The following is a 24432-nucleotide window of genomic DNA, read 5'->3' as shown; positions in this document are numbered from 1 at the left end:
GATTATCCTATAATTATGTTTTATATAGGAAGGATGATATAAATGTCTCAGAAAGAAAATTCAGAAGTTACAGCATATTCCATTTATAATGTTGAACAGAAAAAAAGAACAAAGATTAATCCATTAGAAGATATATATCCTAAGTTGCCGGAAAAAAAATACCAAGTTATTTACGCAGATCCACCTTGGGATTATGGTGGAAAGATGCAGTATGATAAGTCAACAATCAAAGATGAGAATGTTGGATTTGAAAATAAAATTTTTCTTAGTTCAGCATCTTTTAAATATCCTACTGTGAAATTGAAGCAATTAAAAGAGCTAGATGTAAATTCTATTGCTGCAGATGATTGTATTTTGTTTATGTGGACAACTGGACCGCAGATGGCAAATTCAATAGAGCTAGGGGAGGCTTGGGGATTTGAATATAAAACAGTGGCATTTGTGTGGGATAAAATGGTACATAATCCAGGAAGATATACGCTAAGTCAAACGGAATTTGTTCTTGCCTTTAAGAAAGGAAAATTTCCACAACCAAGGGGTGCAAGAAATGTTCGTCAGATGGTTACAATACATAGAGGAGCACATAGTGTTAAACCTGTTGATGTTATTGAAGGGATAACAAAAATGTTCCCAGAGCAAGATAAAATTGAATTATTTGCACGTAATAACTATGTTGGATGGGATAATTGGGGATTGGAGATTCCTAATGTAAAAATTGAAATTAAAACTGCTGGTGAAATGGATAGAGAAATGCGTGGCAAGAAGAATTCAAATGGGGAACAGCAGGTTTTAAAGTTTGATGAAGATTAATGTTTCAAACAGTTGTAATGAATTTTTATTTACAGTTGATGAGAATAAAAAGTATGGCAGATAAATTTATTAGATTAAATAATAAGGGATAAATATCATAGGGGGTATCCAAATCTCTACAGCCTTTCTTCCTGAAGACCGATGGCCCCATTCGTGCGAATTTTCGCAGAATTAAACAGGGGGGATACCCGTCAAGGTCGGTTGATGTGAAAATATCTGCTGAATATCATCGCTAAAGCCGATTTTGTTTTGCCGGATAGTACCGAAATACGCAGAAAAACGTGTAAAAAACAGCATAAAAATCACAGTTTTTCTGCGTGCATTTTGGCAGAAATATAATCCGAATTGTCTTGCTATTCTGTGCCATCAGAGTGATATATGTACTATCGAATAAAGAAAGGCGGGTACATATTATGAAGAATGAAATTAGATTTACATTGAAATCAAAGCAGAGACCGAAACTGGCACAGGAGATTGGAAACATACTTGGGACAGCACCGCATTATGAACGGGTACCAAGCTGTGCATACGATATTGCAGGATACCGACTGGATAAAGAGGGTGTATTGCATATCCCGGATGGAATTGAAAAAGAAATAGTGGAAGACCTGATTCGGCAGTTACGGGAACATGGGTTTCAGGACGATATGGAAGTAACGGAAGAAGTGCCAGTGCAACAGGATAAGCTGACAATAGCGATTCCGAAAGAGAGCCTTACGGATACGGCATTGGAAAATTTACAGAAGATTATAGCAAATAAGCAGATGCTTTTTCAACGCGCATTTCAGACGGACAGCACAGAGATTGAAATTACAGATGAAAAAATAAATTTCACATGGTTTCCATACACAGTGGATGGAGATGATATTGCAGCCTACACGCAATTTATCTCAAGATTGTGTGATATGGCAAGAGATGCAAAAAGTGTATCATCAAAGCCGACCGAAACGGACAATGACAAATATGCTTTCCGCTGTTTTCTGCTCAGACTTGGCTTTATCGGAAAAGAGTATAAGACAGCGAGAAAGATTCTGCTTAGAAATCTTACGGGAAATTCAGCATTCCGCTGCGGAGAATAAGGATAAAATGACATGGGGTGTCGGTGCAGACCGATGCCCTTTTTCTATGGGAAAAACAGTTGGGGCAACTTGTGGCAGATGATTTAGGTTATTCTTATAGAGCCTATATAGAAAATACCTATATTACTTGCCACATCTTGCCCCAGTGTGAAAACAGCCGTGGTCACGCCCAGCGGTTATCATTTTCTTCCTGTATCTTTCTGCGATAAGCAGTGCGGGATTTTCTACGGTTTCGTTCTTTTTTACATTCTGGATTGTCACAGTATTTCTGGCGGTTCCCGTTTTTGATGAACAGACGGCCGCAACACTCACAGGTGGCAACGCCCACACGGTCGGCATAAGCAATGGGGTAATCTGTAGGGATAGATACATATTGCGACAGAGCGAATCGGGCAGCATCAAAAACAGAATGGAAATCCGGCATGACCTTCAATTCTCCATTTTCATCCAGTCCCAACTTCATGGTTACGCCACTCATTTTATTTAGGTAAGCTGATATTTTACCGAGATGTTTCTGCATAGGAAACGAATTAAAATCTGCAAATTCATTCGTCCATGTGATCTGCGCAAGATCCGTGGAAACGTCAAGCCGTTCCAGACATTTTTTGAACATCAGGATGACAAGGGTATCCCGGTACAGGCTTTCGAGATCTTTCCGCATGGTGTGAACATCAAAAGTGAAATTACCATGAATGTTAGTGGAAAAATCCCAGTATTCCGTATCCTTTTCAATATCCCAACGATATTCTTCGATGTCCTCAGAGGCATAGTAGGGGTGTGCGTACTGCTGACACCAAGAAATGATATCATCGGCAGCAGTGTAGTCATCTTTTCCACGGATACTCTGGTACAGGTTATTCAGAGAAAGCCAGAGCTCATTTCCGTCCAAGCCGTATCCACGGTTGAGTTTCGGAACATCGCCCTTGCCCAGACAGGCGGTGATTACGATTTTTCCATTCTGTTCTGTCTTTTCATAGCATTTGAAGGTTGCGGTCAGCCGTGCATCCGCACTTATTTTCCCCAAACTGAAATCTTCGTTCATATTCTACCTCCATTCTTACCGATAGAACTTCTTTCGGCACGAGCTCTTACCAATAGAAAATAGCCTTTGGTAATATTATAAAGTATACTGTGATAGAAAACAAGAGCAATTCATGTTTGGAATGCAGAGAGGAGGATGGCTATGGATAAAGTTACGATGAGCATACAGGAAATGGCAATGCAGATGGGAATCAGCCTGAGCAAAGCGTATGCACTGACCAGAAAAGCGGATTTTCCAATCGTCCGTGTAGGCAAGCGGGTATTGGTTCCTGTTTCTGAATTTAAGGTGTGGTTATCGGCAAGAGCCACGGAGAAATGATACGTCAGAAAATAAGCGGGGAAGGAGGAGCACAGAATGTATGAGAAACTTCCGGAACAGTTGAAAAAAGACGGACGGTTCTGTCTGTGGAAATATGAAGAAAGAAACGGACGCATGACAAAAGTGCCGTATCAGACAAATGGCAGAAAAGCGAGCAGTGCCGATAAAAATACCTTTTCGGATTTTCGATTGGCAGTCAGTGCAATGGATGGTTATGACGGAATCGGTATGGGTGCATTTGATGATTTCTGCATGGTAGATATCGACCACTGCGTGTTTGGTGGAAAGATGACACAGATGGCAGAAGACATCGTGGAGAGAATGGACTCCTATACAGAATTCAGCCCCTCCGGCACGGGAGTCCGCATAGTATGTAAGGCATCTTCCCTGTCTTATGATACGGGCAGATATTACATCAATAATCAGAAACTTGGTCTGGAAATCTATGCAGCAGGTGTAACAAAGAAATTCTGTACTCTGACAGGAAATGTGATCCGCAACCGTGGTGTTGAGGAGCGAAGCACTGAAATTGGGGAAATACTGGAAATTTATATGCTCCGTCCGATTTCTAAGAAAAAGAACGATGTACAGGATATTCCCGGCAGTTATCTGTCCGATGATTCCGTGGTCCGCTTGGCATCGGATTCCAGACAGGGCGAAAAGTTCAAAGCCTTGTGGAATGGAGAAATTCCGGAAGGAAAATCCCACAGCGATGCGGATATGTCGCTTGCAAGTATCCTTGCATTCTGGTGTGGCGGTGACACAGGGCAGATGGACAGACTGTTCCGAAAATCGGGATTGATGCGGAGCAAGTGGGACCGTGTGCAGAGTGGCTCAACCTACGGCGCATTGACGATGGAAAAGGCAGTGGCACAGGCACTGGATTTCTACAGACCTTATGCAAGGACATCAGCAGAGAGTGATTTTGATGATATGCTGCAGAAGCTGATAGAACTGAATGTGTCGGATAACAGCAGATACCCGTGGAATGACAACGGCTCAGGCAGGTTGTTTGCGGATGTGTATAAAGATATCGCAAGGTATGTGCCGGAAAGGAAAAAGTGGTATGTGTATGACGGAACCCGGTGGATTCCGGACATTGGCGGATTGAAAACAATGGAACTTGCAAAATCCCTTGCGGACAGTCTGGTCAGATATGCCCTGACAATTACTGATGAACGTATAAGAAAGGACTATCTGGAATATTCTGCGAAATGGCAGAGCCGGAATTACCGTAACACGTATATCAGTGATGCCCAGAGCGTGTATCCGATTGCAATGTCTGAGTTTGACCGCAATGTTTATTACCTGAACTGTCAGAACGGAACACTGGATCTGCAGACGGGAGAGTTCCATCCGCATACACCACAGGACAAGCTGACCAAGATTGCAGGGGCGGCCTATGATCCGAATGCAAAGAATCCACGTTTTACCAGATTTGTTTCAGAGGTGATGAGTGGGGATACGGAGAAAGCAAGGTTCATGCAGAAAAGCCTTGGTTATGGTCTGACAGGTGATACACGCTATGAATGTATGTTTTTCTACTACGGTGCAACCACCAGAAATGGGAAAGGGACTCTGATGGAAAGCACACTTCATGTGATGGGAGATTACGGTTTGACTGTCCGACCGGAAACGATTGCTGCAAAACCGTCTGCCAACAGCCAGAACCCAACAGAGGATATTGCACGTCTTGCCGGAGTGCGGTTCGCCAATATCTCAGAGCCAAGGCGGGGATTGGTGCTGAATGAAGCACAGATCAAAAGCATGACGGGAAATGATACATTGAATGCCAGATTCCTGCATGAAAACAGTTTTGATTTTAAACCACAGTTCAAGTTGTATGTAAATGCAAATTATCTTCCGGCTATTACGGATATGACACTGTTTTCGAGCGGACGTATCGTGATCATTCTCTTTGACAGACATTTTGAGGAATGGGAGCAGGAACAGAATCTGAAAGCAGAATTTTCCAGGCCGGAGGCAGCAAGTGCCATCTTAAACTGGCTGATTGAAGGATATACCCTTTTACAAGAGGAAGGATTTGCCCAGCCAAAAGCAGTAAAAGATGCCACAATGTCCTATCAGCATGACAGCGATAAGATGGAACTTTTTGTGGAGGAATTTCTGGAACAGGAGAAGGATGCGGAATGCCGGACATCGGCAGTGTATCAGGCATACCGCAACTGGTGCAATGACAATGGATATTTTGCGGAGAACAGCCGGAATTTTAACCAGGCACTTCGTACAATCGGTACGGTAGTCCGCAAGCGTCCGAGGAATGGTGGAGAAAAAACCACACTTTTAACAGGATATCGGCTCTTGTGCAGAGATTTCCTCTGCTGAGAAAAAAGGAGGTATACATGGGAAAACAGAAAGCAGCACCACCGATGCGGTTTGAACCATCGGATTTTTCAACAGACAAGTACAGATGTGTGAATGTCATCAATTTAAGGGACAGATGCCCGGTCATTATTATGGCAAGCGAATCCTGTGACCCGCCTTATTACCGTGTGGTTGACGGCTCATTGGAGATGTTTTATCTGTCCTATTCTGAAGCAGTGGATTATTGCAGACAGAGTGGTTATATGACACAAAAATAATTTTTCAGGAGGTTTATTATGATTAACAGTACAGCTTATTATAACGATTTTTGGAACGAAATGAGAGGAAAACAGGCAGTTACGGACAACCTTTATAACAACCGTGAAAGCAAGACAAATGCGTACCATCTGCCCGGAGAATCAAATAAAAAATATACGGCAGTACTACAGAAAGAAAGTGCAGTCCGTCAGCTGGCAACCATTGTGAATGCGACCAGAAGTGACAGCCGTCTTTGGACATTTGACTGTGAAGGTCAGGCTGAATGGGGCGATATGGTCAATCTGGAGGGCATGGATAACGAGGACGATTTTCAGAGATTTGAAGTACAGGCATACCGATTGTCCGAGCTTGTCAGACTTGGATTAGAGTTCGCTTCTGACCAGTCCTTTGCCATAGAGGATTATGTAATCGGGAAAATGGCACGTTGTTTTGGCACAAGCGAGGAACAGGCGTTTATCAACGGAACAGGGGAAAATCAGCCGACAGGTATTCTGCACGCCACTGACGGAGCAGAAACGGGCGTGACGGCAGAGTGTGATTCTGCTATCAGCTATGATGAGATCATCAAACTGTATCTATCCGTGGATAAGAAATCCCGTAAACATGGTACATGGCTTATGAATGACGAAACGGCTCTGACACTCCGTACCCTCAAAGATTCAGCCGGAAACTATCTGTGGAAGGAAAGTGATGAAACGATTTTCTCAAAACCTGTGCAGATTGTTGATTCCATGCCGTCTATCGGAAAGGGACAGAAAGTAATCGCATTTGGAGATTTCAGCAATTACTGGCTTGTTCAGCGTTTCCCACTGACTATCCGCACACTGAAAGAAAAGTTTGCCATGCGTGGACAGGTAGGGTATCTGGGATATGAGTATCTGGATGGAAAACTGATCCGTAAGGATGCCGTCAAGGTGCTTCAGATGGCAGCAGACTAAGCAGTTGGGGCTGTGGAAATACTGCAGCCCCGTATGGAAGGAGGATTGCACATGGTAATAGAAAAACATGATACTACGGAAAATACACTTGTCCCTGTGAGTGAAAAGTACACACTGACAATCAAAGAAGCAGCATCGTATTTTAATATCGGGACAAAGAAAATGCGTAGACTGGCAGAAGATAACAGAGGAAGATTTGCGGTATTCAGCGGAAACAGGTATCTGATTATCCGCCCGCAGTTTGAAAAATTTATCAGTGCTTCTTCGGAGATATAATTCCGTTTGTCTGCCGAAAGTAGTTGATATTATCAGCGTTCAGAGTGATATATAGTATGACCTCGAAAACCTGTGAAAACAGCCACTTTTGGCAGAAAGGAAGCACTTTTATGGCAAGACCAAGTTTAGCAGAAAAGGATATTTTGAATCCTTCTGAGGCAATTGAATATTTTGTTCTGAGCCGGAGAAAATTTTATGATTTATTGAATAATACGGATGGAGAAGATTTTCTGGCATACTACGGAGAACGCAAGCTGATTCTTCGTGTAGCCTTTGAAAGGTATCTGCGTAACCATCCAGAACTAAGGAGGCGGGTATAATGGCAAAGGTAGGAAGAGGACAGACAAGGCGGGACTCCAAGCGTAGAGTATTAAGACCGGGAGAGAGTGTAAGAGCAGATGGAAAATATCAATATAAATATCATATTGATGGAAAACCACATTTTGTATATAGTTGGAAACTGGAGCCTACAGACAAACTTCCAAAGGGCAAGAAACCATGCCTTTCCCTTCGTGAGTTGGAAAAACAGGTAAACACAGATTTAGATTTGCTTGTGAATATCGTAGACGGACAGATGACTGTCTGTGAACTGGTAGAGCGATATTTGAAAACAAAGACAGGAGTAAGGCAAAGCACAAAACAGGGATATGTTACAGTACAGAGATTACTTGCAAAGGAAACATTTGGCAAAAAGACGATACGAAGTGTGAAAACATCCGATGCAAAGCTGTTTCTTATCAAATTGCAGCAGGAAGATGGCAAAAGCTACAGTTCCATTCATACCATCCGTGGAGTGCTGCGACCAGCCTTTCAGATGGCGGTGGATGATGACATTCTGGTAAAGAATCCATTCGGATTTCAGCTTGCCGGAGTATTGGTAAATGACGCAGTCACAAGAGAGGCAATTTCCAAAGACCAGATGAGAAAGTTCCTAAAGTTTGTGCATGACGATGTAGTGTACTGCAAATACTATGAAGTGGTGTACATACTTTTTCATACGGGAATGCGAATATCGGAATTTTGTGGACTGACACTAAAGGACATTGATCTTGAGAACAGAACTGTAAATATCGACCACCAATTGCAGAGAACATCGGATATGCGATACATCATAGAAACTACAAAGACGGATGCCGGAACAAGAGTATTGCCGATTACAGAGGATGTGGCACAGATGTTTCAGGCAATCATCGAGGACAGAAATGCACCGAAAGTGGAGAAATCCATAGACGGATATAGTGGATTCCTATTTTATGATGATAATGGAATGCCCCTTGTTGCAATGCATTGGCAACACCGATTCAACCATATGGTCGGCAGGTACAATGATATTTACCGGGTGCAGATACCAAACATTACACCTCATGTATGCAGACACACCTATTGTTCGAATATGGCAAAATCGGGAATGAATCCCAAGACACTGCAGTACCTCATGGGGCATTCGGATATATCGGTCACAATGAATGTGTACACGCATATTGGATTCGATGATGCAGAGGAAGAATTGAAGAGGATGGAAGAATTCAGGAAGGCACAGGCGGAGGTTGAGCAGAAGAAGGAAAAACCAATGTCACAGAAAATGTTCAAGGTAGTTTAATATGAAAGAAGGATGACGCTCTGGCTTAGGCTGGGGCGTTATTTTTGTGGAAAAAAATCATGATTGAGGGTATAATAAAAGGAGTTTTATTATTAGGAGATGGTATATTGACTGGTTCTGAATTGCAATGTACGAATGTTTTAATTGATTATTTTTTTAAAGAATTTGTTTATAAAAATCTATATGTATATGACGGAAAACAGAAAAAAGAACTTTGTGATGGATTGGTAGAATTTCAAGACGCGTATGTAATTTTTCAAATAAAAGAAAAGGATGGAAGTACGGCCCAAGACTGGTTACATAAGAAAGTGTATAAAAAAGCGGTAAGCCAGATTAAAGATACTATTGATATGATAAGAAATCTGGGTGAAATTGAGGTGGAAAGTTTTTCTGGTGAAAAAATAACTTTAGTGTCCACAAAGCAAATAATGCCAGTTATTATTTTCGATTCAGATGATAATGATTATAAGCAGGTGCATGTATCATCTCAGAATAATGCTCTGCGAATCAATGTTTTTAGCATGAATGATTTCGTGAGGATGTTAGATAGTATTGCGATTCCGTATGATATTGTTTATTACCTTGAGCTGCGGACAAGTTTTTTTGATGGTGAATTCCCGGAGTTTTTCATAAATCATGTTAATGATGAAATGACAACTATAGCAAGAATTGAAAATGAAGAAGGTATGATAGATTACTATAAGGCTTTGACAAATGGCAATAAAAACATTGATCAGAATGCGATTGAAGGATTTAGATTTATTGTAAAAAACTTTCAGGAACGCTTGCTAGATGGTAAATTATATAGCAAAGATGAGTATAGAGAAACTTTGAAATATTTGTTGAAGTTAAATCGAAATACAGTTCATGATTTTATTTTGCGTTGGCAAATTTGTATAGAGCATTGTTTGAAGGAAGAAAAAGCAATACATCATTTTTTGATTGATACAGGTAATGCAGTTGGCTATTTATATATTACTGGGTATTCGCTTACTGAAGAAAAGGATTTTTTGGATTTTATTTTAAGATTATTTAAATATAAGTTCAAATTAGCTACGGCAATAGGTGTGGTTTTTAATATGATGGATGATGTTAATTATACTGTTGAGTGGATGATTTTGGCATCTGAAAATGAGTATGATGAATATTATGAACAGATTTTGAAAGAAGAAGACCTGTGGTCAAACGGAAAGAAGTTGCGAATCTATTAGTTATATTGAATGCTTTTTGCTGTATACTAAAAATCCTTAGTAGTAACCCTTTCCCTTTTACTACCAATTTTACTACTAACAGGTAGTAACAACTTGCTCAATCTTGCTCTGATTTGCCACAATCTGTAATTTCAGAGCATATCACAATAACCCCGGAAACCCTTGCAAAACGGGGCATTCCGGGACAAATCAAGGAGAAACAAAACTATGATTAAAGTACTTTTCATCTGCCACGGCAATATACTGGAAATGACTTAATGAAGTGCTTGGAACGCTTGATTTTACTGGATTTTTCGGCTGTTTGATAAAGGGGAAAGGCTGAGCTTAGACCAGGTTTAGACCATTTGAAATGTGTAAAAAATGAGACAAAAATTATCAAATGGGAAGCCTTGTACATGATATTATTTATGTAGAAAAGTACACATTGGAGATTGCTCATGAGAAAATTTATGAGGATAAAAATCGTCCGGTGATGTGTGGAATTGTATCCATACGTCACCGGATTTTTTTGTTTTCCGGAAGCGAAATGCGAATATACCGCTATATGTCGCTACTCGGAAAGATCCCGTTTCATAGCTTCGTCGATGGCTCGGTTGATAAAGGCAGTTGCACTTTCTCCCATAGCTTCAGCGTGTTCCTTAATGATGGAGCGTTTCTCTGGGGTTACACGAACTTTTATTTCAACGAATCGATCATTGTATTTCTTATTTGCTCGTCTGCGAGCTTCTGAAAGCTTTGAATGGGTGGTTTTTTCTTCACTCATGGTATTTCCTCCGACTATGTGTTGTTGCAGATCTAAGAAGAGTATAACACAAAAAGGTACATGAGACCATGTAAAATTCCAAATTAAAAAGGAGACAGAGCTTATGAAGAATCAGAAAAACAGAAGTATGAAGGTATATTCCCAGAATGGAAGAAATTATAAAGCGACACCAACAATTATCCTGAAGGGCCAGTGGCTGGAAGAGATGGGATTTGCGATCGGAGATTATATTTCCGTCAGCTGTGAGAATGGGAAGCTGGTGATTACGCCGGATACTGAAAGAGCAGAGCTGGAGCAGATGAAGGCTGATTTTATGGAAAAGGAAACTAAGAAGTTGCGGAAGCGATTCCAAAGAGAAAAGGAAGAGCTGTATGCGCAGTTTGTAGCTGAGAAAAAGGCACAGTATATGGCAGAGAAGGAGGAGCGGTAATTATGAGTAAGGTTATTGTAATCGGATCACAGAAGGGTGGCGTGGGTAAAACCACGACCACGCTGAATCTGGCCTATTCTCTTTGCAGTATGGGAAAGAAGGTTCTTGCCATTGATCTCGACAGTCAGGCAAATCTCAGCACCTGTTATGGCATTGAGAATACAAAGGACCTGGAATATACGATTGGTCATCTGCTGATGGCACAGATCGAGGAAGAGGAACCGGAAGAGCTGGAGCATTATATTCAGAGCAAGGATGGAGTGGATTTTATTCCTTCTTCTATTTATCTATCTGCTGTGGAGGCGAAGCTTAGAACAGAAATGGGAGCAGAGCGGATGCTTGCGGAGGTATTGGCGCCAATCAGAGACAGATATGATTATGTGCTGGTGGATACGGTGCCTTCCCTTGGGATGCTCACTGTCAATGCGTTGGCGGTAGCAGATGAGGTGATCATTACTGTGAATCCGCAGCTCCTGGCGATGATGGGATTGCAGGATTTTCTGAGAACAGTCGGTAAGATCAAGAAACGCATCAATCCGAAATTAACGATTGCTGGCATTTTGCTTACGATGTGTGATGGAAGAACGACTCTCTGTAAGGTATTAACCGAAGAAGTGACCGGAAGCTTCCAGGGACAGATTAAAATATTTAAGAATAGGATTCCATCTACCGTAAAGGTTGGAGAGAGCATTTATTATTCCATGCCGATTGCTTTGTACAGCAAAAAGGCATCAGCAGGAATCGCCTATAGAAAATTTGCAAAGGAGTTGATCGATTATGAAGGCTAATAATAGAAGAAAAGTATTTGGTGACGCAGTGGACCTGTTAATGGATGATATCGAGGAAAAAACGGCAGCTGGCGGATTGCAGATGCTTCCGATAAAGAAAATCCGGCCTTTCCATGATCATCCATTTCATCTGTACGAAGGAGATCGTTTGGAAGACATGGTTGCCAGTGTAAGGGAGCATGGAATTCTTAATCCGGTAATTGTGCAGGAGATTGACGGCGGATATGAAATGCTTTCCGGACATAATCGGATGAATGCAGCTAAGCTTGTTGGATTGAAGGAAATACCGGCAATCGTGAAAACAGATCTGTCAGAGGAAGAGGCTTATGTATATGTGATTGAGACAAATCTGATGCAGAGATCATTTTCCGATCTGCTGATATCAGAGAAGGCAGCAGTACTGAAGGCGAGATACGAGAAGGAATCCTGTCAGGGAAGAAGAAATGACATTATTGAAGAGATTGCTCGTTTGGAGGGAAAAGAGGTTGAAGTCACTCGTGGTCACGGTGACCACAGGCTGAAAACCAGAGATACCATTGGTAAGGAATATGAATTATCTGGTAGCTCGGTTGGGAGATTGCTGAAGCTGAATGACCTCATCAAGCCATTTAAAGATATGGTAGACAGAGGAGCACTTTATACAAAGGTTGCTTTGCAGCTGGCATTTCTCCCGGAAGAAGAGCAGGATATGGTTTTTCGTGTGATGAATGAGGAAAAGACGAAAATCACATCGGAGATGGTAGCAAATCTTCGCAGTCATTCTGGTTCTCTTACAGAAGCAAAGATTAAAAGATATCTGAGTAAGAATCCGATAAAAAAGAAATGCTATAAGGTTCCGGCACGAATCGTGGAGAAGTACTTTGAGGGAATGGATCCAAATACCGTTGATAGTATTGTGGAGCAGGCACTGGCTGCATGGTTTGGAAAGGAGAATGTGGATGTTTGATGAAATCAGTCTTAAGAAGATTGATGCGAAGTATTTTAACATTATTTTGCTTGATAATAAGGATATCACGCTTCAGAGCAGGAATACCGGTCATTATTGGTATCTGCACTGTACAGAATATCCGGAAGAACAGTCTCTTATCATATTTCATAAGCACTTTTTCAGATGTCCGTATCATCAGCATGGAAAGGCGAATACACTGAATCAGGCGGTAAGAAGTATCAAGGAACATGATAAGTTCCAGCTGGAAGTGAGAAAGTGCGTATAACATAAAAATCGGCAGCGGTATCTTCGAGATGAGGATACCGCTGCTGTTTGGTTAAGGCATAAATTTTTAATTTTCGAAATAAAGCTTTCTTGCGAGTGTCTGTGCAGCTTTGATGTCTGCATATCCCTGAGATTTGCAAAGGTTCAGTTCTGCAAGAATCTCGCCTTTTGTGAAATCCTTGCAGATAAGATCCAGGATGCGTCCATATTTCGGGTTGATATTATGTACCTGTTTGATCAGGTCGCGGATGATTATGCGGAGCATCACGTTTTCCTCCGGATTCTCAGATGATGCGAGTTCGAACCCTTTACTATCTTCTGATTCGGCTTCTTCCAGAAACTGATCCAAAGAAAGTGTATCGTCAGTGTGGAAGGATGCAAAATATTCTCTTACGTCACGATAGAAATTCTTGATGGCAGCAGCTTTGGATTCAATTGCCACTGGTGCAAAGGCTACCAGGACTTTATTAGGTCCGATATGCCAGGTCTCGAGGTTATCTCTGCACATATTGAAGTGCTTGACCATTTCCCAGTCCACACGGATCGGTACAAGACATTCTCCATCAAGAAGAGGGAAATTGTTGTAACTGCGACGGTTGTCGTAGTTGTGGTTGTCATTAGTTGACTGCTGATTATCAGTATTTGTCGGTACATTTACATTGATTTCCATATCGTGCGGCCTCCTGTGCCCGCTGAAAGCGGAACGAAGGTTTCGATATGAAATTCAGATAAGCATCGATTGTCTTATTCATGGCACGTCTCCGTTCCGTAAAATAAGCAACCAGGCTTCTTAGCCCCTGATGCGGTTAATAGGTTCATCACATTGCAGTTCTAAGAAGATGCCGCGTCCGGCAGCTGAATGTGAAGGAGCAGTTTAGTGTCATGTCCTGGACAAATTCTCAATGTTAATCAGCTTCGATGCTTTAGAGTTCATTAAAACATTTTGCAGGATATTATGGCTCAAGCCCTAAGTTCCATGAGTTGCGCAACATTTGAAGTCTGATGTTGTCACGGCTGATTCTTGCTAAAATAAATCTTTACGTTCGCAGATTAAATGTTAGCGATAACTTGAAATACATTGAAAAACGCTTAAATCAGTGGTATAATATCAAAAGAGTTTTTTGTCGGTTAAGACTGATTTCTTTCATTGTACAAGAATAGAATTTTTAGAATCTCGCCACTGATGACAGCGGTTTGACAAAAAAGGTCAAAAGGGAGGTTGAGCGGTAGTGTTTCTTCATGAGATTGTGAGTGAACTTAAAACATACATGGATCCGACTGGAAGGGGTGGGAATTTCGTAGTCGCTTTAGTTGGCGATACACTCCGAGAACCCATGACCGATGAAGAAGTTCAAATGGAAAAAGAGAAAAAGTTTAATCCGTTGGCCAGTGGAATATCTATAAACATGCTGGATCAAATCTATGGAGGGACAAGGTTTATTTCAAAAGCAAAAGCTGGTTTAATATGCAGCAGATATGATGGGCAGGATTTTGCTGAAGAAATTGATAATTTATATGATGCTGATAAAGAGCACCTTCAAACATTCCTTGCGAATAAAGGCATTGATGTAGAAATTGACGAAGTGGGTTCTGCAGTACAGGATATTCTGAATCAGATGTTTCATGGTCTCGCAAAGGGTATTCATGATGTCGAGATCAGGCTCACCATACATGATTTGAAGCCAAGTATAAAGAATCTAGCTGGGGACAGGATCTATTGTGAGGACGGGAAGCTTTATATAGATGGTGATGTTATAGAACTGCCGATTCGGTTGAGCGATGCTCAGATTTATGACTTTGAATCTGGATATATTTCCGCTCTGTGTGGTGCTTATGCAGAAGTGCTGTCCCGTGATGAATTGACTGTAGACGATATACCATCACTCCCCCAAAAATATCAGAAAAACTTTTATGACCAGCGCAAGGCGTACCTGAGTGCAGAAAGTATCCAGAGGTCAATCAGCGAAGTATACGAAGATGGAGAAAATCAGTTCGATATTTTGAAGGAGGATGCTTTCGGCGGCATTCAGACTACATATTATGATGATTACGATAATGGCTATCGCCGCTTGATAGAGGTCTTGAAGAAAATATCAGATGTTCAGCTGACGAAGTCTAAACTCATGTTGATCAAAAATCTTATAGGAAATTTGGAAAGGCTTGGTATTATTCATATTCTTGTGAATGACAAGACGATGGTATCGTGGGTGGATCCGTATGAGGAATGGGGTGTTTAATACGATATTTGAAAATATGCTGAGAATCTTGCTCTTAATTGACACTATGAATGTGCCTGCAAATGCGGATAGAATAGCGGCTTTGGATTTCATCTGTATCTATGGAAAAAAGTGCAAGGTGCTTGATAAGAATCTTCATGGAGACAATAAGTTCGGTTTTTCAGAATTTGCAAATAAGCAGAGGAAAATAACTGAGGCAATAAAGCTCTCGGTTAGAAATAGTTTCGTCAACGTTGCAAACACAGATCAGGGCTTTGTTTATAGCATTAGTGACCGTGGTAAGGAAGTCGTCAAAGGAATCCAATCACCATATGCACGTTCTTATGTGGTTGGGGCAAAGATTGTTTGTAGAAGATTTGCAAATTATGCCGATGACGGAATTCTGCAATATATAAGTGATAGATCGACGGAGTCAAAGGAGGGCTGAGGATGCAGGCTTTCATGATTGAAAAATTACGTGTATCTGGAGCTGGAAAGATTGAAGGTATAGTTGAGTTTACCGATGGGCTTAATATCATCCAGGGTAGATCAAACACTGGAAAGACGTGGATACTTAAATGTATTTATTATCTTTTTAGCTCTGACACAAGACCATATTCGCCATTGACAGGCTATACAGATATTGAAGGGGTGTTCATGACGAAACGTTATGGACGCATTAAGATATCTCGTAAACTTGATGAAGAGACGGTGATGGTCATTGCTGATAACGAAGAGATTTTAGACGGAGAGTATGCTACTAATTATAAAAAAGAAGGGCAGAAGTATTTGAATGATTTGTGGCTCCGAATTATCGGCTTGGATGAAACCATAAAAGTTCCATCTAATGCCAGATATGCGCGTGAGAGGATTTCCTGGACAAATATAGCAAGCGTGTTCTTCGCGGATGAGAATGAAATAGACAAATCAGATTCTATTGTAATTGAGGATTCCAGATACGAGACACCTTTGATTGCATCTTTATACTTTTTGCTTACTGGAGACTATAAGGAAGGCATTGCGGAGATACCGAAAAAGGAAGTGGCCAATGCCAGAAAACAAGGAGTATTAGATTATATTGAGGAACAGGTCGGTTCCCTTACTCAAAAACGTGTCAGATATATTATGCAATTGGAAGAGCTGACTGGTATGGATATCGAAAAAGAGATGCGGGATCTTACAGATCATATTCAGGACGTACAACAGGAAATAAACGATCTTATTGAAGAAAATGCAGCGATAGTTAGACAGATGGCAGAATATCAACAGGAAGATGCAAATTGCAAGGTGCTTCTTGATAGATATGAAACGCTAATCAGCCAGTATAAAGCGGATTTACAGAGACTGGATTTTATTTCAAAAGGGGAAAAAGTTGTTAAAGGATTGCCAGCTAATGGGGTATGTCCGTTCTGTGGTGGAGAAATTCATGCAGAAGAAGATGATAGTTATGTTGAAGCTATCAACGCAGAGATAAGACGGATTGCTTCAGAACTGACCGTCATTGCTGCAACAGAGAAAAACGTCAGAGAAGAGCAGGAAGAAATCAAGCGAAGCATTGAAGAACTTCATATTCGCAGAAATGAGGTTAATAGAGTTCTGGATGAAAAGAATCGTGAGATTCAGAACTATCGAACAGGCCTTGAACGCTTTCGTGATTACACAACAATACAGAATGGCATTAGTTTTGTAAATGAACAGCTTGAAGTATTAGGCAAGAAGAAAATATCCGAATTACAGAAGCAGAAAAATCCTCCGCTTTATCACGCAAAAGATGAATTTCATGAAGAAGTCGGAAACAGCTTTGATTTGTTGCTTAACAGTATTCTTAAAGAATGCAACTATCGGTCGGTTGGTTATGCGAGCTGGGATTTCAAGAGATTTGATATCCTCATGGACGGGGTTCCAAAATCAGAAGATCAGGGAAAGGGATATCGTTCATTCTTGAATTCTGTAGTGGCCTTAATGCTTTACGACTATTTCAACAGGGATGGCGTATATATTAAACCGGGAATTTTGATGATCGATACACCGCTTCTGGGATTTGATGAAAATGAAGATGGATTTGAAGGAGAAACGATCAAAAATGGCTTATATCAATATTTTATTAACCATCAAGGGGATGGTCAGGTAATCATTGTAGATAACTTGAACGTCATACCTGATATAGATTTTGCTGCGAAAGGAATCAATGTAATTACGTATCATAAAGATGAGAAGAATGGACATGTTTATGGCTTTATGCCAAGTTGGAGAAAGGATCTCCCGAAGGAGAAAGTATGAAATTATCGTATAAAAAATTATGGGTAATGCTCGTCGAGAGAGAGATGAAAAAAACTGAGTTTGCAAAGAAAGCAAAGATAAGCTCTGCTTCACTTGCAAAACTCGGGAAAGGTGCAAATGTAACTACGGATGTTTTAGTGAAGATTTGTGAAGCTCTGAATTGTGATATATCCGATATCGTCGAGATAGTTCCAAATGAAACTGAGGAAGAGAATAGTTGAAAATAGACTAAGTTCGTTTTATGGGACATATTGCATGCAACTATATTATTGAGGAACATTAGGACTGACTTAAAGAGGTGTGTAAATGTGGACAGGCATACGGCTGAACAGCGACATAAAAACATGCAGGCTATAAGGAATAAGGACTCTGATATCGAGCTGCTTCTCAGAAGAGAATTGTGGAAACGAGGAATCCGGTATCGAAAGAATGTGAAATCCGTTTTGGGTCATCCTGATATTGCCTTTATAGGGAAACGTGTGGCTGTTTTTTGTGATAGTGAGTTTTGGCATGGGTATGATTGGGAAAACAGAAAAAATGATATTCATACGCGAAGAGAATTTTGGATTCCGAAAATTGAAAGGAATATCCAAAGAGATATTGAGGTAACGGAAGGACTGCAAAATGAGGGCTGGATAGTACTTCGCTTTTGGGGAAAAGATATTAAGAAGAATGTTAGCGAATGTGCTGACATAATTGAAAAAACAATAAGGAACAGATGATATGCAAAGAATAGCGTTTGAGAAATTAAAGACAGCAGACCTGTTTGTTGATGCAGTATACGAGTCAAATGGGGCTACTAATCTTAATGGTGATGTACTAAGTAAACTGATGTCTGTAGGAACACAAGGCGGATTCCGCCCCGTGAATATAAGGAATCAAAAGGGCAAAGCCGCTTATATTGTTCTTGAATCGACAAATAAACATCCTGATTGGCTTGATAACATTGATTATGAATCAGGAATAATTCAGTATTACGGCGATAATAGGGAGCCTGGCAGAGAACTGCATGACTCTAAAAGAGGAGGAAATAAAGTTCTTAGGGATGTATTTGAGATGTTGCAAGATAATCGAAGACAGGAAATACCTCCGTTCTTTTATTTCGAAAGTGAAGAAGGGCGCAATCGGCGCTTTCTTGGCTTGCTGGTTCCCGGAAGTGATAAATTTAAACTTGAAGAGTTGCTGGTTGCTATTTGGCGGATGAAGAATGGAGAACGATATCAAAATTATAAAGCAGTATTTACCATTTTGGATGTTGCATCTGTTTCCAGAGGATGGTTGGAAGATTTGCTATCGGGTAACGGATATCAGAGTGACTTTGCACCAAAAGAATGGAAAAAATGGATAGACAAAGGTGTTTATACACCACTATATGCAAGTGATTCTGTCTTAAATTATCGTACCCAAGATCAACAGATGCCTTTTAAGGATGACGATAAGCAGAAGTTACAATCTATTTATGATTATTTTGATAATCCATATGAATTTGAAAAATGTGCAATGAAGATCGTTCAATTGATGGATTCTAATATACATTCTTTGAAACATACCCGATTTGTAAGGGATGGTGGGAGAGATGCTATCGGATTGTATAGAATCGGACGGCAGTGTGATGGAGTAGATGTTGAGTTTGCACTTGAAGCAAAACGCTATTCTTCTAATGATGGCATCGGGGTAAAAGAGGTGTCAAGATTAATATCGCGACTCCGTCATAGACAGTTCGGGATTCTGGTGACTACATCGTTTGTGGCATTACAGGCGTATCAAGAAATAAAAGAGGACGGTCATCCGATCGTTATTATTTCAGGTATGGATATTTTGAGAATACTATATGACTCCGGGATAAAAACTAAGGACGAGATCCAAGAGTGGTTAGTAAAGACTTTTCCAAAAGACGAATAAAGGATGGAGATTATATGAAAGATTTTGCTGGTGCTGAATATATTAAATGCAAGCAATGGGCAGCTAAAATGATTCAAAATGGATCCACGTGGGATGATGTCTCAAATCTTTGCGTTTCGGAAGGATGCGAAGAAGACGAATTCGACAGACTTCAGAATGAAGAATTGATTATTCCACAGAATATGGATTTTGATGATTGGAAAACTTTTGTTGAAGCCATAAGAGGAAGTTATACACAAATTACAGAAATTTACGGAATATCCGATGGTGAAACCAATAATTTAACAGTACCTACGGATTCCGGGTCAGCATGGGTCAAGTATAAAGAACACCTTCTCGGCAGATATACTGGAAAGCCAAAAATGTCAGGGGAAGCTGTTGACATGCTTGAAAACAATTGCCATTGGATGTTGAATCATCTTGAACGTGATACAAGAAGTATCGGTCCTGTAAAAGGGCTGGTGATGGGCAGCGTTCAGTCTGGAAAAACAGCCAATATGATTGGACTGGTAACAATGGCAGCACATTATGATTGGAATATTTTTATTGTGTTGTCAGGAACGATTGATAATCTGCGGAAGCAGACCCGAAATCGATTTATGTCTGATCTTACACAGAGCGGAGGTGTAAGTTGGAGAGTATTAGATTATACAAGTAATTCAGATTATATGATTGATGTACAGTCTAAGGAAAAATATCTGACGGAGGATTTAAAACTCAATATCTATCAGTCCGGAAGGACAAATAATCAGTGGATGTACAGATATGTATTTGTTTGCCTGAAAAATTCAAGAAGACTTCAGAATCTTATTACGTGGCTACACTCGGATCCTGCAAAGGCTGCAAGGATGAGAATAGTAATTATTGATGATGAGGCTGATCAGGCAAGCATAAACACTGTTAAAATGGGTAATCCGCAAGATGAGGAAGAAATTGAGAGAACAACCGTAAACCAATTAATTATTGATCTTGTAAAAGGCTGTGATAAGGATGGAAATCTTTCACCGGCGGTATTTCAAGCTGTAAATTATATCAGTTTTACGGCAACTCCTTATGCGAATGTATTAAATGAAGCATATAAAGAGTCGTTGTATCCGAGTAATTTCATATGCAGCTTGCCGGAATCTAACGAATATTTCGGACCTAAGGTAATTTGGGGGAGCAAGACAGATGAAGATTATTCGGGACTGAACATTATACGGACAATACCGTCTTCGGAGATGAATGAAATTAAGCAGCTTCATAAGGGGCAAGCATTTACTTTACCTGACGAGTTTCAGAAATCGGTGGCGTGGTTTTTATGTGCTGCAGCCATACTTCGTAACAGAGGGCATAAAAAACCTATCAGTATGTTGATTCATACAACTTCTATACAGAATGGGCATTTTGAAGAATATGATACATTGAAAAATTGGTTATTACGGGAACGCTCAACCGGGAAAATACTATCTCTCTGCGAGCAGGTATATTACACGGAAAGGGATGAGTTTAGACTTGCTGACTTGGAGGAAGGATACTCGAAGTATTCCAAACTACAAAACGTATGTGATGAATTTCCCGATTTTGATTCTTTTAAATCGGATATATCGGCGATGCTCAACGATATTGTGAATATCGAGATGGGTAAGGAAAAGGAACTGATATATCATGAAAACGGAATACATTTGTGTGTTGATAATTGTAGGGCAAATAGAGTGACTGAAGAAGGGAGATACCTTCGTATTGTATATCCGACAGGGGAAGAACTATCATATATGACAAAGGCTCCTGTGTTCATTGTTATGGGAGGCAATACACTATCTCGTGGGTTGACATTGGAAGGACTTGTTTGTACTTATTTTGCAAGAAATGTTAATCAGGCAGACACTTTAATGCAGATGGCCAGATGGTTTGGGTATAGGCATGGCTATGAATTACTACAAAGAATTTGGATGCCGGTATTGGTTCAACAAAAATTTGAGCTGATTGAAGAGATTGATGAGAAGCTGAAGGAAGAATTTGAAGATTTTATGAAGAAGGGAAAGAGTCCTTCTTTGTTTGGCCCGAGAATCATGAGCTCATCAAAAATTGCCAGATTTGTACTGACATCTAAAAATAAATCACAAAACATGATTGCATGTGATGTTGACTTTAGTGGTGACAGTTATGAGGTGACCCAGTTTGACAATAATGATGACAAGTTAAATGAGAATATCAGAATTACAGAGGAATTTCTTCAGTCGTTGGGTGAAGCAAAAAAATCGGATGCAATTGATTCAGCATATGTATGGTTCGAGACAGACTCAGAGAAAGTTATTTCTGAATTTATCGAAAAGTACACAATCTTTGATTGTTCTCCTTTACATGTGGATATCCCGATTTTTGTGGACTGGTTAAGACAAATGAACCGAGAAGGAAAATACCTTAAATGGAATATTGCTGTTGCTGGCGATAAGAAATCTCCTGATAGATGGGAGATATCAGGGGCGGATGTCGGAAAAATTGAACGTTCAAAAAAGAAAAAACAGGAAAATTATATCGATATCGGATCATTGAGATCCGGCAGAGACATTTTAAGCGACATATGTGTCAGTGAACTTACTTCGGATAAGAGAATTGTGTTTGAGACTGGAAAGAAAAATGGAAAAAACCTTATACGTCTCAGATATGAACTTGGTTTGGAAGATAGGCCATTGTTACTTTTATATCGTATCGACAAGAATAAAGGAAAAGATTCTAAATACAGATCTCGCATAGAAACCAATCAGGATATTATCGGGTTCAGTATTGTGGTTTCCGGTCAGGAGACAGGATCAGACTATATAAAAACAGTACATGTTAGACAACCTGAATAAACTTGTAACTAAGGAGAAGCAGTATGTTGGACAGAGAGATTCTGAGAACTGATTACGGAGTATCATACGGAAGTGTGACATTGAAGTCTCTTCAGAATGACAATGTGCCAGAATTGGATTTGCTTGTCAGAGAAGCAATCCAAAACAGTTCTGACGCGGCTCTGATGGAAGAGGGTAAGTCCTATGCGGTGAATTTTCAATCTGGTAAGTTTGTACCCGCACGATTTAATTCGTTATTGTATGGAATAGAAGATATATTAAATGGTCGATATCCGGATCAGGAAGCAGACTATCTCGAAATAAGAGATACAAAAACTTCAGGATTGACTGGTAGCATACGAAAAGCGGAGATTAAAAAGGATGACCACGGTAATTTCTTTAAACTGATTTTTGATACAGGGAAAAGACAAATTATATCGAATGCTGGAGGAAATTGGGGCTTTGGAAAAAGTGTTTACTATCGTGTCGGAATAGGGATAGTTATCTTCTATAGCCGCATAAAGGTCGATGAAAGCAACTACGAAAACAGGCTGATCATTACACTTGTTGAGGATGAAAGTCGTGTTGATCAGTATGGTAATGACTGCACGTTATTAAACGCTATAGAGCCTTTGTCTGCAGGTAAAGCGTGGTGGGGAATACGTAACGGAGAAGATCTGCTCCCATTAAATGACGATGAGCATATAAACTCTGTGCTTGACGTATTCGGTATTAAGCCTTTTAAAGAAAAAGAGACAGGAACATCAATAGTTATTCCGTATATAAAAATCAAGGAATTACTTGACGGAATTATTCCGGTAGAAGCAGAGATAAGAGAAGATGTGAGGGAACATTTTGTAAACAATTGGGCATCATCAGTATCTTCTTATTTACGGCTTGCAATTCAAAAATGGTATGCACCCAAAATTCATAACAGAGAGTTGCCTGTGTTCTGTAAAAACAAATGGCTTCTTGTTTCAGTTGATAATGTTCCAATCAGCAAACAAGATATGTTGCCATTTTTCAGATTGACACAAGATTTATATACTTGCGCATTGGCAAAGTCATATGACCATGAATATACAAGTGATGAATTTGACAACATAACAATTCTTCCGGTGAATATCAGGTCGTACTTTGAAAGCGGAATGGTTTCGGGTTATGTAGCAATAGCCAGGATTTCGCAGACAGAGTTGAATGGTACAGAAAATGTGCTCAGCCCATATGATTATATCGGAAAGTTTGAAGCTGACGGAGGATTAAATGAACCTATCGTAATGTTTGCAAGAGACCCGGGAATGGTAATTGATTATGCAATTACTGGTGCCTGGGTGAAGAATGTACCACCACCCGAAAGTCCGGAAGATTTCCTGTTTGCTTTCTATGTACCGACTACTGAAAAAAGAATCAAAAGTGATTTAGGAGTTCCAGAGTATGCGGGAAAGACGCTAGGAGAATATTTGCGTGATTGCGAAGCTTCTGATCATATGGCCTGGATTGATCCTGTTAAAATGCAGATAGTGCAGAGAATACAGAGAAATACTATTAACGCAATCATTGGCCATATAAAAAAGAGTTCAATAGTAAATGTAGACGCTACAGCAAGTAAACTTTCGAACCGGCTGGGGAAAAATTTGCTTCCCAGAATCGGATATGGAAAGAAGAAACCTTCCGGTGGCACTGGTGGTGGAGGCGGAACAGGAACAAAAATAACAAATATCAGTTTTCAGATTACATCCCAAGTTATACGTGGAAATGAAGTAGAGATGGATTTTATCCTGAAGATGATGCACGGAAAGAAGAATGCAGCCGTGTCTTTAATGATTGCTTCTGAGGCGGGATGGATAGATGCGAAATCTTGGAAAGATGATATAGGAACAGAATTTCCGGTAAGAGTCACCAACTGTTTTATTGATACGGTGAGAACGTCTGTTTCGGATTACCCTATAGAAATTAAACAAAACTGTGATTCAGATAACGTTTCTGTTGAAGCAGAGGAAATTACAGTAGCAATAATCTCTGAAAATGGTGATGATATTTTTACCCAGATCCAGATTTCTCCACATCTCATCAATCCTGAGATAAATGGAAAAATAAGGATTCGTGCATATGATAAAAAATATCAGTATACATTCAGGATTGAGTGAGG

At 40.2% G+C, this 24432-nt stretch carries 25 protein-coding genes; 22 read left to right on the top strand and 3 right to left on the bottom strand.

Annotated elements, in window-relative coordinates:
* Window positions 1-42: 42 nt before the first annotated feature.
* A complete protein-coding gene (locus tag NQ541_RS06195) occupies window positions 43-810 on the top strand; it encodes an MT-A70 family methyltransferase (RefSeq protein WP_005612396.1) in 768 nt (255 codons plus the stop codon).
* 413 nt (window positions 811-1223) lie between these two features.
* On the top strand, window positions 1224-1889 hold the full coding sequence (locus tag NQ541_RS06190; RefSeq protein WP_005612397.1) for a hypothetical protein: 666 nt from the start codon (window positions 1224-1226) through the stop codon (window positions 1887-1889).
* A gap of 163 nt (window positions 1890-2052) precedes the next feature.
* On the opposite strand, the gene NQ541_RS06185 is transcribed toward NQ541_RS06190, so the two are convergent.
* Window positions 2053-2931: a hypothetical protein gene (locus tag NQ541_RS06185; protein WP_005612399.1), complete on the bottom strand. Its 879-nt coding sequence runs from the start codon at window positions 2929-2931 to the stop codon at window positions 2053-2055.
* A gap of 141 nt (window positions 2932-3072) precedes the next feature.
* Here NQ541_RS06185 and NQ541_RS06180 point away from each other — a divergent pair, with 141 nt between their 5' ends.
* The 8 genes from NQ541_RS06180 to NQ541_RS06145 all read left to right on the top strand — a co-directional run bounded on the left by NQ541_RS06180 (window position 3073) and on the right by NQ541_RS06145 (window position 9878).
* Window positions 3073-3249 (top strand): excisionase family DNA-binding protein, encoded by a 177-nt coding sequence (locus tag NQ541_RS06180; protein WP_044941013.1) that lies wholly within the window; start codon window positions 3073-3075, stop codon window positions 3247-3249.
* A 36-nt stretch (window positions 3250-3285) separates the two neighbouring features.
* Entirely contained in the window at window positions 3286-5595 is a 2310-nt protein-coding gene (locus NQ541_RS06175) for a phage/plasmid primase, P4 family (protein WP_005612401.1), read from the top strand.
* Between the two features lie 17 nt (window positions 5596-5612).
* Complete coding sequence (locus tag NQ541_RS06170) at window positions 5613-5852, top strand: hypothetical protein (protein WP_005612402.1); 240 nt, start codon at window positions 5613-5615, stop codon at window positions 5850-5852.
* Between the two features lie 18 nt (window positions 5853-5870).
* Window positions 5871-6791 carry a phage major capsid protein gene (locus NQ541_RS06165; RefSeq protein WP_005612406.1) on the top strand — a complete coding sequence of 307 codons (921 nt, stop codon included), beginning with the start codon at window positions 5871-5873 and terminating at the stop codon, window positions 6789-6791.
* Window positions 6792-6842: 51 nt separating this feature from the next.
* Window positions 6843-7067: an excisionase gene (locus tag NQ541_RS06160; protein WP_187115602.1), complete on the top strand. Its 225-nt coding sequence runs from the start codon at window positions 6843-6845 to the stop codon at window positions 7065-7067.
* A 110-nt stretch (window positions 7068-7177) separates the two neighbouring features.
* Window positions 7178-7387 carry a MerR family transcriptional regulator gene (locus NQ541_RS06155; RefSeq protein WP_044941017.1) on the top strand — a complete coding sequence of 70 codons (210 nt, stop codon included), beginning with the start codon at window positions 7178-7180 and terminating at the stop codon, window positions 7385-7387.
* Window positions 7387-8667, top strand: a complete 1281-nt coding sequence (locus tag NQ541_RS06150; protein ID WP_005612414.1) for a tyrosine-type recombinase/integrase — start codon at window positions 7387-7389, stop codon at window positions 8665-8667. Before NQ541_RS06155 ends, NQ541_RS06150 begins: the two co-directional genes overlap by 1 nt.
* Window positions 8668-8726: 59 nt before the next feature.
* Window positions 8727-9878, top strand: coding sequence for a hypothetical protein (locus tag NQ541_RS06145; protein ID WP_005612417.1), 1152 nt, complete (start codon window positions 8727-8729; stop codon window positions 9876-9878).
* Between the two features lie 550 nt (window positions 9879-10428).
* On the opposite strand, the gene NQ541_RS06140 is transcribed toward NQ541_RS06145, so the two are convergent.
* Complete coding sequence (locus NQ541_RS06140) at window positions 10429-10641, bottom strand: hypothetical protein (RefSeq protein ID WP_005612420.1); 213 nt, start codon at window positions 10639-10641, stop codon at window positions 10429-10431.
* Window positions 10642-10744: 103 nt separating this feature from the next.
* On the opposite strand from NQ541_RS06140, the gene NQ541_RS06135 reads away from it, so the two are divergent.
* The 4 genes from NQ541_RS06135 to NQ541_RS06120 are packed head-to-tail and all read left to right on the top strand — an operon-like array spanning window position 10745 to window position 13073.
* On the top strand, window positions 10745-11071 hold the full coding sequence (locus NQ541_RS06135) for a SymE family type I addiction module toxin (protein ID WP_005612423.1): 327 nt from the start codon (window positions 10745-10747) through the stop codon (window positions 11069-11071).
* 2 nt (window positions 11072-11073) lie between these two features.
* Complete coding sequence (locus NQ541_RS06130; RefSeq protein ID WP_005612426.1) at window positions 11074-11859, top strand: ParA family protein; 786 nt, start codon at window positions 11074-11076, stop codon at window positions 11857-11859.
* Window positions 11849-12805, top strand: a complete 957-nt coding sequence (locus tag NQ541_RS06125) for a ParB N-terminal domain-containing protein (RefSeq protein WP_005612429.1) — start codon at window positions 11849-11851, stop codon at window positions 12803-12805. The genes NQ541_RS06130 and NQ541_RS06125 overlap by 11 nt, the downstream gene beginning before the upstream one ends.
* Window positions 12798-13073: a hypothetical protein gene (locus tag NQ541_RS06120; protein WP_005612431.1), complete on the top strand. Its 276-nt coding sequence runs from the start codon at window positions 12798-12800 to the stop codon at window positions 13071-13073. The genes NQ541_RS06125 and NQ541_RS06120 overlap by 8 nt, the downstream gene beginning before the upstream one ends.
* A gap of 66 nt (window positions 13074-13139) precedes the next feature.
* On the opposite strand, the gene NQ541_RS06115 is transcribed toward NQ541_RS06120, so the two are convergent.
* A complete protein-coding gene (locus NQ541_RS06115; protein ID WP_005612434.1) occupies window positions 13140-13742 on the bottom strand; it encodes a hypothetical protein in 603 nt (200 codons plus the stop codon).
* A gap of 559 nt (window positions 13743-14301) precedes the next feature.
* Here NQ541_RS06115 and NQ541_RS06110 point away from each other — a divergent pair.
* From NQ541_RS06110 to NQ541_RS06075, 8 genes are all read left to right on the top strand, one after another.
* Window positions 14302-15309 carry an ABC-three component system protein gene (locus NQ541_RS06110; RefSeq protein ID WP_207635043.1) on the top strand — a complete coding sequence of 336 codons (1008 nt, stop codon included), beginning with the start codon at window positions 14302-14304 and terminating at the stop codon, window positions 15307-15309.
* Window positions 15302-15736: an ABC-three component system middle component 2 gene (locus NQ541_RS06105; protein ID WP_207635044.1), complete on the top strand. Its 435-nt coding sequence runs from the start codon at window positions 15302-15304 to the stop codon at window positions 15734-15736. Before NQ541_RS06110 ends, NQ541_RS06105 begins: the two co-directional genes overlap by 8 nt.
* A gap of 14 nt (window positions 15737-15750) precedes the next feature.
* The gene (locus tag NQ541_RS06100) at window positions 15751-17568 is read left to right on the top strand and encodes an SMC family protein (RefSeq protein ID WP_207635045.1); all 1818 of its coding nucleotides are present in this window, start codon (window positions 15751-15753) and stop codon (window positions 17566-17568) included.
* Window positions 17565-17789, top strand: coding sequence for a helix-turn-helix domain-containing protein (locus NQ541_RS06095; RefSeq protein WP_005612445.1), 225 nt, complete (start codon window positions 17565-17567; stop codon window positions 17787-17789). The genes NQ541_RS06100 and NQ541_RS06095 overlap by 4 nt, the downstream gene beginning before the upstream one ends.
* Window positions 17790-17876: 87 nt before the next feature.
* A complete protein-coding gene (locus NQ541_RS06090) occupies window positions 17877-18290 on the top strand; it encodes a very short patch repair endonuclease (protein WP_044941022.1) in 414 nt (137 codons plus the stop codon).
* 1 nt (window position 18291) lies between these two features.
* Complete coding sequence (locus tag NQ541_RS06085; protein ID WP_005612449.1) at window positions 18292-19470, top strand: restriction endonuclease; 1179 nt, start codon at window positions 18292-18294, stop codon at window positions 19468-19470.
* A gap of 14 nt (window positions 19471-19484) precedes the next feature.
* Window positions 19485-22304 (top strand): Z1 domain-containing protein, encoded by a 2820-nt coding sequence (locus tag NQ541_RS06080; RefSeq protein ID WP_044941024.1) that lies wholly within the window; start codon window positions 19485-19487, stop codon window positions 22302-22304.
* Window positions 22305-22327: 23 nt separating this feature from the next.
* Window positions 22328-24430 (top strand): hypothetical protein, encoded by a 2103-nt coding sequence (locus NQ541_RS06075; protein WP_005612453.1) that lies wholly within the window; start codon window positions 22328-22330, stop codon window positions 24428-24430.
* Window positions 24431-24432 lie beyond the last annotated feature (2 nt).

Source organism: [Ruminococcus] lactaris ATCC 29176, from assembly GCF_025152405.1.
Classification (GTDB): domain Bacteria; phylum Bacillota; class Clostridia; order Lachnospirales; family Lachnospiraceae; genus Mediterraneibacter; species Mediterraneibacter lactaris.
Note: the sequence above shows the minus strand (reverse complement) of the source record. Positions and strands in the feature narration are given on the sequence as shown.